The following is a 15,827-nucleotide window of genomic DNA, read 5'->3' as shown; positions in this document are numbered from 1 at the left end:
CCGGAATACGAAAACGCCCCGAGATGTTCGGGGCGTTTTCATTTGGGGCGTCAAGGCAACGATGGCTCTGTTGGATCAGGCAGAAAGAAGCGCGCTGTCAGCCAGCATGTCGCCATTGCCGTGACGAACAGCACGACCATTGCGAACATCTCATCCGAAAAGGTCGCTCTCTTTACATCCGATACAACGGCCAGAACAAACGGCGTCACCCATAAAGTGGCCAACGCGGCACCCGACAGAGCAATCACTGAACAGGATCGACCCGTCCGTTTGACCTTCATCAGTGCAATCACCATCGCGAACAGCAAAAACGGTACAAGAAATACCACTTCGGCGAGCAAGGGGCCGAGGAACGGCATCAACATCAACTCCCCTCCCACGACCTCTCCCATCAGCCGTGGGTTCATGGCCAGATGGAAGATCGTTGCAAGGGTCTTGATGATGCTTGCGATAAACCCTGGAACCAGTGGGCAGAGAAGAAAGGCCAGGAACACTTTCAGACGCGGGTATTTTTTTACTTCACTCAAATCCTGGATCCTTTGCGCACAAACCGGGACACACCACGTATCGAAATATCTCTGAACGTGGTCTGCCCTATTTACGTTTTGTATTCAGAAGAGAAAAAACACAAGCATGTACAAAAACATCGCTACTCCCGCCAGCACCGCTCGGTGCATTGGATCATCTTCAGGGCCCATTCCTCCCGGCCCAATCGTGACCCATCCATCGCGCAAGTAATTGTAGACCGCTTGACCAAACCATATCTGTCCCAAGACCATCGCAAAGAAACGCTCCCGGTCCCCGTTGAACCGTATAAAGCCAGCGACTAATGCGACCACCAGTAATGTCAGACCAATTACATGTTTGTACCGTTTGAGCTCTCCCAACATTTACTTGTCCTTAAAAAAATCCAGCGTTCTGTCCGCAAGCTTATCCCAGGTATTGGCCATGCCGAGAGTATTCGAAGCCTTGCTGGCTACCTCCTTCGAGAAACCACTGGCGACAACAAATTTTTCGAAACCGGCACTTAGCGCTGTGCTCGTCAACGCCTTGTTAAAATCCTCAGGCCCCTTCAAATAGCCAGATAACAACCCTGCCAGCGTTGATCCGTTGGACAGCAGAGTGGCTGTCAAACCTGCAGCCGGGACTGATGCAGCGCCCATGAACCATCCGGCATTGCTCAATGCTTCGATATTGGCGGCGCGTATCCATTGAAGGGTTGCCGTATCACCAAAGTCGATGTTGGCCCCCGCTGCAAGACAATCCGTGCTTGCACAAGAATGATAGCGCGGGGTGTAGGTGTTGCCATCGATGACAACAGGTACTCTGTACCCGCCTTTGTCATCCATGGGATAACCTGTCAATGGATCTCTTTTACCCGGTCCGTCAGGCGTCTTCGACCAATCATGCTTGTCATTCAGAGAGCCGAATCCGGTTTGGGCCGTTAGCGTCCAACCGTACGCGCCGGTATTTTCTTTGATAAAGGCAATAATGTCCCTGTCAGCAGGTGCAAAGTTCTGCAGAAACATCCCGTTGCCCAAGTCTATCCAATTACCACCGGTATCGTAGATTCCGCCACTCGGCACGACTATGTCTGTTGCGGGTGTGATATTCGTACCATTGACAGAAGACAATCTCAGTTGAGCTTCAATTTGCTCAACCGTGTACTTTCCACCACTCCGCGCGGCCAATTGTGCAGCAAGGTCCTTATCTTCCTTGTGTAGTTGACGGTTGAACTGCGTAGCAAACTTTGCGAACAAAAGGGGACAGATTTATTAAATTAAATGAATCTGTCCCCTTTTCTATCCAATTTTGGCCGAGTCAATTCAAGTCCGGCCATTGTGCAAGATGGCTTTCCATTGATGCCATTAAAAAGTCTGAAAAGCTATTCCAAGCTTTAATGCTCGAACTTTCCCCTTCAAAAAATTGAAATACTGGCGGATCATCAGAGACGGGTAGGAAATAATTAATTTCATATCCTTGATGCATGCAGAACACCTTAGCATCCGCAGGCAAAAAACCAGAGAGATTTAACTCATCAAGCAACTCTTCCGCTTCAAACTCCAGGTCAAGTAATCTTGGATAAAATATATCTACACCAGAAAAAATCTTACCAGCCGAACGTCCCGCAATCGTCAAAAAATCACGATATGCCAACGGAATTTCACAACCAAAATGTTGCTCAACTGATGCAATATCCACTTCGGAGCAACCAACAAGATTATGCTCTGAAATCACTCCTCGCAGCACTAACCCGTGAAAAATATCCCGAACGCTCTTCATCTTGGCCTTCCTGTTTTTCCAAACAAAAGGGGACAGACTTATTAAATATAATAAATCCGTCTCCTTTTCTCTAAATAAATCAGCCCCCCTTTTCTCTTTCTCTTTTTTCTCTCCGACCTAATAACGAATCCACTTTCCTGTAGGTATTAACGCTGGACCAGCGGGATCAACCAAATAAAGCCATTCTGGCTCATGACCAACCGTACCGATCAAAACACCTAACGTTTCAGGATGATCGGGCATCGCACCTGAATGGATTGCACCAACATAACTACCTTCACCGTACGAATTGCGTAACTGATAACGTAATGAACCATCAGCATTATAAATCGCGGCATTGTTTGGGTACCCAAAAAACCATGGAGCCTTGGAGCATTTGAATTTGTTAGGTTTTTGCTCAAACACCACCAACACTCCTGTTCTATCAGGGAGTATGTAGGGAATACCAGCAGCAAGGAATGGGACCTCTTCACCATCCTCAACGACTATAAAAGTCACCATATCTACCACTGGACTAACCTTTACATACTTAAGGTGTTTCATTTCAACTTCAAAATCAGTCTTGCATCCCTGCCAGTCGTAGAACTCTTCAAAAACTGTTCCATCAGCATGGACTATCTCATTCCGAACACAGAAAACAAGATCATTCATTTCAATAACCTCAAGCTATCAACATCAACATCATATAATTCAGGATTTGTCCGAGGAGTTTTATCCATGAAATTAACTTGATGCGCACCACCTGAAAGTCTAACTTTTTGATCTGCGTCCCACATATCACCTGCAGCTCCCTCGCGAACCCCACTCCCGGCTTCACGGTAAATTCAACCTTGTACAAACTTCCCGTTTTAAACTCGGTAAAAAAAGGGGACAGATTTATTAAATCAAATGAATCCGCCCTCCTTTTTTTCCTTTTCTTCTTACTTAGCTATAAATGATAACCAAAAAATCAAAAATAAGAACCAATCAAACCCTCTGAAATATCATCACATAACAACCGTAAAAGGTGAGACAAGGTAGAGCCTAGCTTTCAAAAAAGGGTTCACTTGAAGAAACACTTCCATATGCCGCACAACAAATATCTACCCGACCTCCATCAGCACTAACGGTATCAGCTAGCCCGCATTTCATGCCAGCAACGGATGCGGCTGCATAATTTGCTGGCAAACCAAAATGCGCTACCTCAAAATCATCTATAAGAGAGCCTTCATAGACTGCAGAATTCGGTGAGTGGTTAACAACGTTTACTCTAAATTCTCCAGCTGCCGCTAGGTAATGCAATCCAAGCATCGCGTACAAGGTCCTGGCCCCTCTAGGCTCCATGGACAAAAAAGGGGACAGATTTACAATTAAATAAATCTGTCCCCTTTTTTTACTTTTTTTATTCCTTTTTTTATTGCCTTTTTTTATTTTTGGCTTTTTATTGGAATTGATCCGTTGAAGTCAAGATCGCCTGATGTAGGTATAAAACTGCTTACTTCTGCACCAACGAACCAATTAAAACGCTAATACTATTCGTAAATCTTGGATGCAAACAATATTTTTGCAAATGTCTGCCAACTAGGGGTGAAGGCTTCCTCATCTCCAGAGTTCATTGCATATAAATTCATTGCTCGAATCCAAGCTTCCATTGCATCCAAAAACCTTTCCAGCGTAGGGTTTTCCCACTCGCCTGAATTCAACTCCAAGTCTTCCTTAAGCCCACAAATAAAATCTGCAAACTCCTCTCTTGTTTTAATATTCTCAATCATTTTATCTAAATCCACAAGTCACCTATTTACAAACCCCACGAACACAAATTATAGAGCCGTTGTTTGGTGTAGTCATCTTCCTTCCAATTTCCTTGAAAACAAAAGGGGACAGATTTATTAAATCAAAAGATAAATCAAATAAATCCACCCCCTTTCTTTTGTTCCTTTTTTCTATTTTTATTAATTAGTTATAAATTAATAAAAAAAATTAAAGATAAGAACCAATCAAACCCTCTGAAATATCATCACATGACAACCGTAAAAGGTGAGCCAAGGTAAAGCCTAGCTTTTCAAAAAAAGGTTCACTTGAAGAAACACTTCCATATGCCGCACAACAAATATCTACCCGACCTCCATCAGCACCAACGGTATCAGCTAGCCCGCGTTTCATGCCAGCAACGGATGCGGCTGCATAATTTGCTGGCAAACCAAAATGCGCCACCTCAAAATCATCTATAAGAGAGCCCTCATAGACTGCAGAATTCGGTGAGTGGTTAACAACGTTTACTCTAAACTCTCCAGTTTCCGCTAGGTAATGCAATCCAAGCATCGCGTACAAGGTCCTGGCACCTCTAGGCTCCATTGCTTCAAGCACTATGCTTCGCACTCCAGCCAGTTCAGCCCGGTCATTTACACCAGCGAAATCAGACTTATGAGCTCTGAACCATCTACAATCAGAAACATGAGGCTCATCGCACCAAAACCGAAATTTACCCAGTCGCCCAAAACCACCACTAACAATCATTGCTGCCCCCAAAACTTTAACCAATTAGGATTGAAAGACCCAGGCTCAGCAGCGTTAATAGCATTGATAACATCTGGGTGATAAACACTGTATGGTGAAACCTGGTATTTACCAAGTGCCCCTTGGTGCGCAGAACTATAGTCCAAGCCCTTATTCATCATGGTATATTCAGACAACTCATGAATATAGAAGCTCGCATCTGCACCTTCTATTGGTCGCCCTTCAGCTAGCGCTGCCCGCAGCCTATTAACCATCAATTCATTCTCTGGTACAACCCCAAACTTTTCCAAATGGCTCTCTACTATATATAAGCCTCTATCAGAAACATTTACTTTTCGCTCCGTCAGTTTACCAAGGCCTGTTCCGCCATTAACACCTTCGAGGAATGCACCAGTCCCCTTAGCCCCGCTACCCAGTTGCTCAGCTTCAAGTGGCTCGGCCAGATTATCCCCAGTCTTCGGTTTCAGTCCATTTCCCCCCGAAACCAGTACCGAAGACCCGGTCCTCTCCAGATACTTCGCTGCCCCCTTCAACAACGCCATTTCCAGCGCAGCTTTCGCAGCCTCCGTGCCGTAATCACGAAGCGGATTTACATCACCGGGATATGTATCACTGCTGAAGGACGCACTTACTCTGTCGCCCTGCGTGTATTCGTAAGGTGCAAACAGTCGGCCAGTGGCTTCCCAGCCATCCCTGAAGGAAACGGCCCCCCCCAATGCGGACATTGCTGGCAGCGTGCAACCAACCACACTCACACAGGCCGGGCTTAAGGCTACCGCGCCCCCGTAACCGGTTACAGCACCCACAGCGCCAAAGATCGCTTGTCGCGCAGCAATTGAGCGCTGAGCGCTTTCTTCATTACGCCCGAGTGCATCGTTGGCCTGGTCCCACTTTGAGTACTCGTCAAACGCCCCTGATGCGAGCAGAGCGTCTTGCGCCCCCTTGAAGCCTTTGCCGGCGGTTTCTAGATCCTTGAACTCCTGATAATTCGGATCACCCGTTGGTATTGACTCACTGCAATGAACCAACGCACATGCAGCCGCTTTGAGCTCATATGCTTTATCCGGCGACTCTTTCTGCAACTTCTCCAGCGCTACGGTTTCTTTCAGATGGAGCTGACGGTTGTACTGGTCAGCTATCAACGCGACCCAGGCCCCCTTATTGACATCCCCCCCCCGCCAATCCAGCGGCGGTCAAACCGACAATTTGAGAAAAGGCCTGGCGTAACTCTGGTTTATTTTCGAAAGTGGAGTTCAGAACGCCAGCCATTGCCTGATTGGCACCCGCCGCAACTGCACCGGTTTTGAAATCGCCCCCAGTGGCACTGGATACAGCGCCGCCAAACAACGCATGCATGGCGGTACGAGCAATACCACCCTCTTTCCACATCGCCATGCCGACCGAATCGCCCGCTTCTTTTGCTTCTTGCCAATGACTCTGGGCGTACCCTCCAACAAAGTTGAACGCTGTAGCGGCTACGACATTACCGGCCTGCGCCACCAGACTCTGTTGCAGATTCTGGCCGAGACTGCCTCCTCCAATAGCCGTCTTGATTGCCCCCGCAGCGAGCCCCTGTGCCCCGGCATGAATTGCGAGACCACCAATGCCCCCGACCGTATTAAGGTCGAAGCCTTTGGTCAGGTTATTGAACGGTACTGTTTTGCCTCCCAGATACGGGTCGATTACCCCTTGAGTAAACGCACCGGTTGCTCCCGCAATTGCGGCATTCCTGAGGCTTTCTTTGCTGAAGGTGTCTTTGGCAACTGCACTTAACTTGCCCTTATTGCTGATCGCACTATTGGCCGCGGTCGTCTCCAACGAAACGAAGGCCAGATTTGCAGCGGTCGCATAAATGGTCCCTTCCGCCGCTCCAACCAGCGCAGCCCCTGCCCCTCCCGTCACTGCCGCCAGCAGGATGGCTAATATCAACTGCGCACCAGCGCCAAGCCCCGAGTGCTCGTATTTGAAACTCTTGTGTATTTCCTCCACGCGATGCCAGTCGATATCGCCCCTGGCTTCCGCCTCCTTCAACCAGCCCAGTTCAGGATCCGTAGCGACCATCGCATCAACGGCTTGGCTGACAGTCTGTTCATTCAGCTTGCGAACATCGATTTTCAAACCATCGACGGCATGGATGGTCAGCTTTCCTTTTGCAACCAAAGCACTTTGGCGCAACGTTTCGTCTGTGTTGCCTTCCCCTTTCATCGAAGTCCAGGCAAGGCTGTCGCTGCTTTTTACATGGCTTTCATCATGGAGATCCTTCACCCCTTCGAAGTAAATCTGCCCACCACTGTCCAGCGTGATGCCCTTGCCACTTTCAAGCTTCGCCACCTGATAGCGCTGATCCCCCTCGCTAACCAGCGTGAGACTGCCCCCAGTCTTGATCTCGCTACCCACATGAGTGATCTGGGTAACCTCGTCGCGCTTCATTTTCTTGGCGCCGAAACCACCCTTCTCTTTCATGTCGTACAGGGTGTAGTCCTTGTTCTGCGCGGCCAGCAGACTCAGGTCATTACCCGCATACACATAGGCTTCATTGCCCGCGCTGATCTTGCTCGCCACCAACGTGGTATCGCGACCGGAAGTGGTTTTTACGTCGCCGCCCGCAATGAACTCGGCGGCTTTCTGGACGGTGTGGTTGTCTTCTTCGTGGACGCGTTTCTTGCCACTTTTGCTGTTGGTCTCGACATTGTGTTCGTCGCTCGCCGAAGCCATATTCAAGTCTTGTTTCGCGTCGGCAAGCAGATCGCCTTTGGCTTCTGCAGTACTGGCAAGGACGTTGATGTCACGACCGGCATCGAGCTTCAGGTTGCCGCCACTCTTCACGCTGGACGCGAGGTTTTCCACGGTTGTGGTGACGGTCGAGCGATGTCCGCCGTTCTCGATTGTGTGGATCTCGTTGACGTTCTGAACCGCCAGTAAGTTGATGTCGCGGGTCGCGCTCAGGTCTGCATCGGCGCCGCTGGTGATCGTGCCGGAGTTGGTCAAGTCACGGCCGGACTTGATGCTCAACGTATCGCGGGCGCTGATGTTGCCGCCGTCATCAAGGGAAGTGCGCAACCCCTGCCCCGGGCTGTAAGTCACGGCGGTCCGGTCGTTGACAATGTCACCCTTGAGGGTGCTCAGACTGACCTGATTACCGCGAATATCACCGGCCAGCGCATTGCGGATGCTGTCGGTGGCCATCAGGCTCAGGCGTTCGTTGGCCTCGACCAGACCACCGTTATAGAGGCTGCCTTTGACGTCTGCCGTGAGGTTGTTGGTGGCCCGCAGAGTGCCGACGTTGACCAGGTCATTGCCGGCGATCATTTCCAGATCACGCCCCTGAATCAGGCTGCCGCCGCGCACGTTGCGCGACTCGGCCTGCGCCAGATACAACACTGGCACCAGTACTTTCTGGCCATCGACGACGCGCTCTTCCATCCAGACGATGTCATGCGTCAGCGCCGCCACCTGCTCGGACGTGAGGGCGACACCCACCGCCAGATTCAGCTCGTTTTTGCTGGCGAGCGCGTTGTCCATCAGGTAACGGAATTGCTCGTAATCGTTGTTCAAGCCACCGGCCAGAAAACGCTGGCCGGTTTGAGCCAAGACGGCATCGCTGATCAAACGCGATTCGTAGCGGCCGTCGCCGAGGCGACGGGCAGCCTCATCTGCGCTGAAATTGAGTTTGCCCAGCAGGTAGTCCGAGCTCATGAATGGCGCGGTCTGAGTCAGCTCCGGATTGGTTTCGATCAGGTAGCGGCTCTGCGGATTCGGGCTCTGCACGAACATGCCGTACGGGCCCTTGGGCAGCCTGAACGTCGACGATGCCGTCGGGTCTACGGCGGTAAACGGAACGCCCTTGAAGTCGATGGGTACGAAACTGATTTGCTTCACGCCATCGGCGTCCAGGCGCTCGATCCGCGTCACATCCCTGGCCACCTGAGCGTCCGCTGGGCCGCTGCGTTTACCCAGGTTGATATTGAGAACCCCGACACCCAAGGTCTGATCGCTGTCCAGTTTGCCGGTCAGCTGATCGTAGGTGTTGTCGTGCAGCGTACCGTTCTGAAGGTTGTTGCTCACGTTCAGGCTGACGCTACCCCCGGCCTGCAGGGTTCCCGCATACACCGTACTGCCAGCGTCCTGCCAATGGATCTCGACCATGTCAGGATGTTTGAACCGGCTGTCCATCGTGGTTTCAACCAGTTCCTCGAAACGGGCTTCATCGAAATGTCCCGCAGCGGTGGCTGCGTTGAACGCGGGGACATCAATGAACTCCATCCTGTCCCACAGACTATTGTCGATGTGGCCAGGAGTTCCGATGATCTCTGTCGAGTAGCCGTCACGAGACTTGGCACCTTGGTTGAGCAGATTGTCTGCGGTCAGGCTGAGGTTGCCGTTGGCAGCCATCAGGCTGTAGCGGTTTTCGACATTGCCGCCATGAATCGTCAGGTTTCTACCGGCGACAAAACGCGCAGCGGTCGAATCCTTGAGTACGACATCCCTGTAGGTTCGGTTGATCGTAATAGTGCCGCGCTTCCAACCATCGTGACCGCCACAATGCTGGCCACACACCCAACTGATGTCGCCGGAGTTCAGCCCATGAGAGATCTCGAAAACCGCTTTGGCGTTTTCCACCGACACCGCATTGATGTCGATATCCCCCTCGCCCTCGACCGTCCCCGACAAGTTGCTGAACAACGCAGCACGACCACCACCCACGGCGTCGACCGTGAGATTGCCCCGGCTGTAGATGTCGCCGTAATAGTTGCTCAGGCTGCTGCCATGCAACTTCATCGTGCCGCCGCTGAACAGCAGCGTATCGGCTACGTTGGAGATGCCGTTGGCGGCGTTGAATTCCAGATTGCCCTGGGCGCCCAAGGTGCCTTTGTTGTTGATCTGTGCAGCCGTCACCGTAAGGTTCTGGTTGGCGATCAGCCGACCGAGGTTGTCCAGCGTGCCGCGCAAGGTCATCACGGTATCGCCACCGCTGACGAGTCGACCGTCCTGTTGAATCACGTCGTTGGCGTTGATGGTGAGTTTTTGTTGAGCCGACACTCGACCACTATTGATCAAGCTGCCGCCAAGGGTCAGCGTCAGGTCGCCATCGCTGAGCAGTTGCCCGGCGTTGTTCAGATTGGCGACATTCAGGTTCAGCGCCGAAGCACTGGCGATGCGATCCCCGACATTGAGGTTCAAATCCTGCGAACTGGTGTAAGTCAGCCCACCATTGAGTTGCCAGGTGCCCACACCATTGACCGCCGCAACATCCCAGACGCCTTTGCCCAGACCGGTGAGGCTGCCCTGCGTGCCCGTCAGGTTATTCAGATCCAGGTTGAACAGCCCTTGCGCGGCGTGACGCACGCTGCCGCTGAGGTTGTTGAGCTGGATGCCGGCGAGTTCCAGATCCTGACTGCCGATCTCGATGACGCCGTTCTGGTTGTTCAGGTTGCCGGTCAGTTTGATCTGGCTGGACGCTCCGCCCAGTGCGCGAATCTGCCCGCCAGCGCTGTTGTTCAGTTGGCCGCTGATCAGTTTCAGGTCCGTGCCCGACTCGATCAGTCCGCCCTGATTGAGAATCTGACTGACCGCCTCGAGGCCCAGTCGATTGCCGCTGATTTCGCCGCCTGCGTTGTCCAGGGTGGCCCCATCGAAAACGACCTGGTCTTTGCCGAATAGCTTGCCGGCGCGGTTGGTCAGACGTGTCACCGTCAACTTCAAATCGCCCAGCAGGCTGGAGATCAAACCGGCCTTGCCGTTGACTGCGCTGTTGTCGAGGTCGGCGCTGGTGATGTCGAGGGTGTCGGCCTGCAGCGTGCCCCCCTGGTTCTGCAGGTTGCCGGTGCCCAGCGCGAGTTCTGCGTGGCTGCCATTGGCGAGGATTGCGCCCTGCTGGTTCAGCAGTGTGCTGCCGACGATTTTCAGACCATCGCTGCCTGCAATGATCTGGCCCGCGTCACGGTTGTCGATCGACGTACTGGTGATGTCCAGACGCTGGCCGCGCAATGTGCCGCCGCGATTGTCGAGTTCGACCAATTGGTCGAGCAGCACGCGTTGCTCGCCAGCATCGACCACGCCCGTGACGTTTTTGAAGACCCCGGCAATTTTCAGCGCAATGTTGCCGCCCGTGCCGACGATGCCGCCCTTGTCGCTGTTGTTCAGTCGGGTCGCGGTGACTTCGAGGGTTTTACCGAGCAGGACACCGGCACTGTTGTCGACCGTATCGCTTTCGATGTACAGGTCGGCGTCGCTCTGGATCCGGCCCTTTTGATTGAGCAGTTGCGATTGACCGGCGACGGCTTGCTTGAGAATCAAGCGGGCACCGTCAACACCTGCCGCCAGCAGACCGCTGTCGCTGTTATCGAGGCTGGTCGCTTGCAGGTCGAAGCGATCGCCGATCACCCGTCCACCACGGTTGTCGATGTGGCCATTGCGAGCGACCAACAGCAATTGTTGCGCAGCCACCACGCCTTTGCGGTTGTCGACACTGTCGGCGTGAATATCTACATCACCCTGGCTGGCTTGTAGTCGGCCCAAGGCATTGTTCAGGTGCTTGTTGACGACCAGCGTGAGCTTGCCGGTTTCGGCACTGATCGCACCTTTGTCATTGTTGGTGAGATTGTCCAGCGTCGCATCGACAACACCGCCGAGCAGTTGGCCATTGGCGTTGCCCAGATCGCGTGCGGTCAGGTTCAGGGTCGTTTTGCCCTGAATCAAGCCCTGAGTGTTGTCCAGGTCTTCGCTGGACAGCACGCTGTCGTCGGATGAAATCGTGCCTTGGGTGTTGTCGAGCTTGCCGCGACTGGTCAGCTCAAGGGTTTTACCGGTCAGACTGGCATTGCGGTTGTTGATGCTCTGGGTAGCGACGCTCAAGTGTTTCGATGCCTGCACCTTGCCGTCGTGGTTATCGAAATCCTGATCCAGCGTCAGATCAACATTGCCGTTTTCGGCACTGATGACACCCTTGCTGCTGTTGTCCAGCCGAGTGCCGGTGATCCGGATCGAATCGGCGGCCAGCGTGCCGCCCTGATTGAGCAACTCGGTGCCCGAAACGACGAGGTCGGTCTTTGCCTGGATCTTGCCTTTGTCATTGTCCAGACGTTCGTGGGCAACGACTTTGGTGTCGCTTTGGCTGGCAGCAAGCAGGCCGCCAGCGTTATCGAGTCGCCGGGTATCGATATCCAGACGTCCGGCGATGATCTTGCCGTCGTCGTTGTGCAGCGCCCGCGCATTGAGTTTCAAACTACCGCCGGCGATTTCAATCCGGCCTTTGCGGTTGTCCAGATTGTCGACCGAGAGCGCCGCCGTCTGACCGTCGGCGAAGCGGATCAAGCCACTGAGGTTGACGATAGCCGGGACGTTGAACGCGAGACTGGTTTCGCCGTAGATCCGTGCGTCAGCCCCTTGGTTGACCAGGCGAGTGGCGCTTAGGGCGACGTCTTTGGCCTGGACGATACCGTTCTGGTTATCGAAAACACCTGCGGCACTCGCGCTCAGCGAGCGACTGGCCAATACACTGCCACGGTTGCTCACCGAGCCGCTGTTGATGGAAACATCGCCATTGCTGTTACGGCTGTTATCCGCATTCACTCCGGCTTCGATCACGCCGGCGTTGGTCAATGTGCCGCCGTTGGTCAGGCGAACGCTGTCCCTGGCGGCAAGGCTTTGCTGGTTGACCAGATCCTTAGCGGTTTGCACGGTCAATTGCGTGCCCGCGTAAACGGTTTGCTGCGCCTCAAGACTGTTGGCCTTGATGTCGACCGCATTGCTGGCCGTGACTTTGGCCAGCGTCAGTTGGCCATTGGCGTCAATCTGGATATCACCGGCGCTGGCCGCCAGTTCGCCTGCCAGTTTCACGCCGACACCGGCCTCGGTCCCGACCAGTTTGATTGCCCCGGCGTACATCCCGCCGAGTGCCGAAGAGTCGATCGCCAGTTGCGGCTTGGCGCTGCCGTCATCGGCACGCGCCGTGGCGCTCAGCGTTTCGGCGTTTACATCGTTGCGACCGGTGGTGATGTTCAGGCGTTTGGCGTGGATCTGCGCGTTGATCTGCGCACTGCGGGTAATGATTTCGAAGCTGTCGACGGCGCTGGCATCCAGACCTTTGCCATCGATGGAAACGCTGCCCTGATCGACCTGGAAACGATCCAGCCGACCCGCGCCATCGAGTAACGGTTTACCGGTGGTGAGGGTGACGCGTGGTGTATTGATGAAGCCGCAACCGTTACAGCTGATGCCGTACGGGTTGGCGACGATCACCCGCGCTGACTGCCCTGCCACTTCGGTGTAACCGCGCAACTGGCTCGGACTGCCGCCGTTGACTTCGTTGAGGATGGTTTGCGCAGCTGCTGCGCCCACATCGGTTGCCAGAACATGACGTTGGCCAGCAGGAACGCCAGTCCGCGTTTGGGCATGCCCCAGAAGTGTTCACGGTTTTTTACGGCAGCAGAAGGCTGACTGGCCAGAAAGGCCAGTTGGCGGAACTCCATAGCAGAATCTCGGAAAGGGCAAAAACTAGAGGAAGAAATCCACGCGGAAATAGATCGGCGCTTCGCGCTCGGTCAGCACGTCAGGGCGTTCCAGGGAATGGGCAAAAGTCACACTTGCTGCCACGTGTTCGCCACGCGCAAACAGCTCCAGCGAGTTGCTCGACATGCGCCCGTGTTGCTCGCCGTTGTAACGGTCGCCACGAATCACGCCCTGGTCGTAGCCGAGGCTGGTGCCGTATTCGGCGAACACCGGGCGCAGCCATTCGGCGTTGATCGGGCGCGACCAGCGCAGGTCGTTGCGCCAATAGCCGCCGCTGTCGCCTGACAGCGATTGATCCTTGTAGCCACGGATCGAAGACGACCCGCCGAGGCTGGTGCGCTGCGGGCTGAACAGCACGTCTTCGCTGCGCTGGCCGGTCATCAGGCTGCTGAAGCTGAAGGACTCGCCCCACACTTTGAATGGCTGCAGATAGCTCAGGGTCGCGGTGTACTTGCGATAGCGCGCGTCGGGCTCGCCGGGACCCGGATCGTGGCTGCCCTGAGCGTCGAATGCACCGATACCTTCCTGCATGCCGGCGTCGAAGTTGACGAAGGCGCTGCCGACACGACGTCCGTGGTTGAAGCCGAACTGCGCTTCGCTGATGCGGTTGCTGCTCAGCTTGAGCTTGCTGTCTTCGATGAAGTTGTTGGTGCGCAGATACGACAGGCCGGCGTTGAGGGAGGTCTTGCTGACAGAGTCGCGATGGATCACCCGCTCGGCGCGCAACTGATGGTTCTCGCTGTCGCCGGTCTGCTTGAAGTTGTAGCCGTTGGCAGCGATCTGCGAGCGGTACTCACTCTGGCTGTAGGTGTAGCTGAAGTTCCACCAGCCCCACGGCAGGTTGTAGTTGAGCATGGCGTTGTTGGAGGTGTGCTGGTGATCGGTCATCGCGTCGTGACCACCGCGCAGACTCAACTGGTCAGCCAGACCCAACGGGCTGTCCCAATCGAACGTGGTGCCCCACTGCTGTTCACCGGTGCTGCGCTGGCCGTCGTTGCTACGCGACAGCCCGGCGCGCCATGGTTTCTGCGGGGTGTTGGTGACCAGCACCTCACTGCCGCCAACGTTCTTGCCTGGCGACAGCTCCATTTTGGCCTGGTTGGAAGGGAGGCGATTGAGCTGATCGACCATTTGCTCGATCTCGCGCAGGTTCACCAACTCACCGGCCTTGCCGGGAAACGCCATCGACAACTCACGCTCCGAAAGCTTGCTGTTGTCGGCGCCTTTCAAGCCCTCGAGTTTGCCTTCCACCACCAGTACTTTGAGATGTCCACCGGACAGATCCTGCTGTGGCAGGTAAGCACGGCTGGTCACCCAACCCTTCTCGATGTAGTGATCGGTGATGACCTTCAGCACTTCATTCAGCTGAGGCACACCGAGGCACTGGCCGAGGTAGGGTTTGAGCAAACGGCTCTTGTCGCTCTCCGACAGGCTGTCGGCGCCTTTGAGCTCGATGTCGTTGATCTGAAAGCAACGCGTGTCGGTGGGGGCTTCCGGCTGCGCCGGTTTGGCCTCTTTGCCAGGTAGATCCTTGAGTTCTTCGAGCCGTCGCTGCTGCTCTTCGAGCAGACGGTTCTGGCGTTCGCGGATCAGGTCGGTTTCACCGGGGGTGGGTGCTGCAAGTGCGGTTTGGAGCGGAGACAGGCATAGCAAAGCCAGGCACAACCTCGCCACGAGGGCGGGTGAGGACATGTTCGATCCCTCGAGACGGAAAGCGATATCAGAATAGTGGCACCATGTTAAAGAGCCACTATTCTGACGTCAATTTAAGGATTCACCGAAATAGTGTGGCCGACGAGCGGCATCGGTGAAATCGTCCGACTCCGACAGAGATGCAGGATGTTTCGTAGATCAACCAAGGAAAAACGGTCACCAAATCAGAGAACGTTCCGAAAAACGAAACATCCGACAGACCCCGCTTACTTCACCTCAGTGCTCAACCGCCAGTTTCGTCGCCACATCTTCCGGCGCCAGCACCCGACCATCGGCCGACAGCAACTGAAGCTTCCTGATCGGCTGACGCTTTTGCGCATCTACCATCACCGACCCGGGCTCGCCAGGCTCGAACATGAACTCCCCACCCCACTGCGACAACGCAACGATCACGGTTTGCAACGCCCGGCCTTTTTCCGTCAGCACGTACTCCTTGTAGGCGCTGCCGTCGGACGCCGGCACCAGGCGCAGGATGCCCCGCTCCACCAGCCCTTTGAGCCGCATGCTCAACATGTTCTTGGCGATTTCCAGGCTCTTCTCGAAATCGCTGAAACGACTGATGCCCTCCAGCGCGTCGCGGATGATCAGCAACGACCACCAGTCACCGATCAGGTCGAGTGTCCGGGCAACCGGGCAGATGTTGCCCTCCAGGCTTTTGCGTTTCATTCAGCGTTCTCCAGCAAAACGGTCATCAAATCGTGGTTGCATCTTACAACTCTGACGCCCGCAGGCGTCTACGCTGATCGGCTGGCGAAACTTAGCACCTGCGTACAAGTAGACCAGACGCTTAACCGCGATAGTCAGCGATGCCATCCCGGCAACCA

At 54.3% G+C, this 15,827-nt stretch carries 12 protein-coding genes; all 12 read right to left on the bottom strand.

Annotation, left to right across the window (positions count from 1 at the left end):
* Window positions 1-50 precede the first annotated feature (50 nt).
* Window positions 51-527 carry a hypothetical protein gene (locus BMZ46_RS25135; protein ID WP_239065517.1) on the bottom strand — a complete coding sequence of 159 codons (477 nt, stop codon included), beginning with the start codon at window positions 525-527 and terminating at the stop codon, window positions 51-53.
* 84 nt (window positions 528-611) lie between these two features.
* A complete protein-coding gene (locus BMZ46_RS25130) occupies window positions 612-890 on the bottom strand; it encodes a hypothetical protein (RefSeq protein WP_074688638.1) in 279 nt (92 codons plus the stop codon).
* Entirely contained in the window at window positions 891-1,760 is an 870-nt protein-coding gene (locus BMZ46_RS25125) for a hypothetical protein (protein ID WP_074688640.1), read from the bottom strand.
* 61 nt (window positions 1,761-1,821) lie between these two features.
* Window positions 1,822-2,283, bottom strand: a complete 462-nt coding sequence (locus tag BMZ46_RS25120) for an SMI1/KNR4 family protein (RefSeq protein WP_081353100.1) — start codon at window positions 2,281-2,283, stop codon at window positions 1,822-1,824.
* A gap of 117 nt (window positions 2,284-2,400) precedes the next feature.
* Window positions 2,401-2,934, bottom strand: coding sequence for a hypothetical protein (locus BMZ46_RS29220; RefSeq protein ID WP_134333932.1), 534 nt, complete (start codon window positions 2,932-2,934; stop codon window positions 2,401-2,403).
* Window positions 2,935-3,306: 372 nt separating this feature from the next.
* Window positions 3,307-3,573 (bottom strand): hypothetical protein, encoded by a 267-nt coding sequence (locus BMZ46_RS29215; protein WP_134333931.1) that lies wholly within the window; start codon window positions 3,571-3,573, stop codon window positions 3,307-3,309.
* Window positions 3,574-3,794: 221 nt separating this feature from the next.
* On the bottom strand, window positions 3,795-4,034 hold the full coding sequence (locus BMZ46_RS25115) for a DUF7660 family protein (RefSeq protein ID WP_207273881.1): 240 nt from the start codon (window positions 4,032-4,034) through the stop codon (window positions 3,795-3,797).
* 208 nt (window positions 4,035-4,242) lie between these two features.
* Window positions 4,243-4,584 (bottom strand): hypothetical protein, encoded by a 342-nt coding sequence (locus tag BMZ46_RS29210; protein ID WP_139203592.1) that lies wholly within the window; start codon window positions 4,582-4,584, stop codon window positions 4,243-4,245.
* Between the two features lie 191 nt (window positions 4,585-4,775).
* Window positions 4,776-5,921: a hypothetical protein gene (locus tag BMZ46_RS29465; RefSeq protein ID WP_074688644.1), complete on the bottom strand. Its 1,146-nt coding sequence runs from the start codon at window positions 5,919-5,921 to the stop codon at window positions 4,776-4,778.
* Between the two features lie 16 nt (window positions 5,922-5,937).
* Window positions 5,938-13,119, bottom strand: coding sequence for a two-partner secretion domain-containing protein (locus BMZ46_RS25105; protein WP_254778408.1), 7,182 nt, complete (start codon window positions 13,117-13,119; stop codon window positions 5,938-5,940).
* Window positions 13,120-13,275: 156 nt separating this feature from the next.
* Window positions 13,276-14,982 (bottom strand): ShlB/FhaC/HecB family hemolysin secretion/activation protein, encoded by a 1,707-nt coding sequence (locus tag BMZ46_RS25100; protein ID WP_074688646.1) that lies wholly within the window; start codon window positions 14,980-14,982, stop codon window positions 13,276-13,278.
* Window positions 14,983-15,219: 237 nt separating this feature from the next.
* The gene (locus BMZ46_RS25095; RefSeq protein ID WP_039766933.1) at window positions 15,220-15,669 is read right to left on the bottom strand and encodes a winged helix-turn-helix transcriptional regulator; all 450 of its coding nucleotides are present in this window, start codon (window positions 15,667-15,669) and stop codon (window positions 15,220-15,222) included.
* Window positions 15,670-15,827 lie beyond the last annotated feature (158 nt).

The sequence above is a fragment of the Pseudomonas sp. NFIX49 genome (genome assembly GCF_900115915.1).
Lineage (GTDB): Bacteria > Pseudomonadota > Gammaproteobacteria > Pseudomonadales > Pseudomonadaceae > Aquipseudomonas > Aquipseudomonas pharyngis.
The sequence above is the reverse complement of the archived record's forward strand: the minus strand, read 5'-3'. Positions and strand labels throughout refer to the sequence as shown.

Excerpts from the sequence above, each read along its gene's own strand:
- BMZ46_RS25100 (WP_074688646.1), bottom strand. The coding sequence starts at position 14,982 with ATGTCCTCACCCGCCCTCGTGGCGAGGTTGTGCCTGGCTTTGCTATGC.
- BMZ46_RS29215 (WP_134333931.1), bottom strand. The coding sequence starts at position 3,573 with ATGCTTGGATTGCATTACCTAGCGGCAGCTGGAGAATTTAGAGTAAAC.
- BMZ46_RS25130 (WP_074688638.1), bottom strand. The coding sequence starts at position 890 with ATGTTGGGAGAGCTCAAACGGTACAAACATGTAATTGGTCTGACATTA.
- BMZ46_RS25120 (WP_081353100.1), bottom strand. The coding sequence starts at position 2,283 with ATGAAGAGCGTTCGGGATATTTTTCACGGGTTAGTGCTGCGAGGAGTG.
- BMZ46_RS29210 (WP_139203592.1), bottom strand. The coding sequence starts at position 4,584 with ATGCTTGGATTGCATTACCTAGCGGAAACTGGAGAGTTTAGAGTAAAC.
- BMZ46_RS25115 (WP_207273881.1), bottom strand. The coding sequence starts at position 4,034 with ATGATTGAGAATATTAAAACAAGAGAGGAGTTTGCAGATTTTATTTGT.
- BMZ46_RS29220 (WP_134333932.1), bottom strand. The coding sequence starts at position 2,934 with ATGAATGATCTTGTTTTCTGTGTTCGGAATGAGATAGTCCATGCTGAT.
- BMZ46_RS25095 (WP_039766933.1), bottom strand. The coding sequence starts at position 15,669 with ATGAAACGCAAAAGCCTGGAGGGCAACATCTGCCCGGTTGCCCGGACA.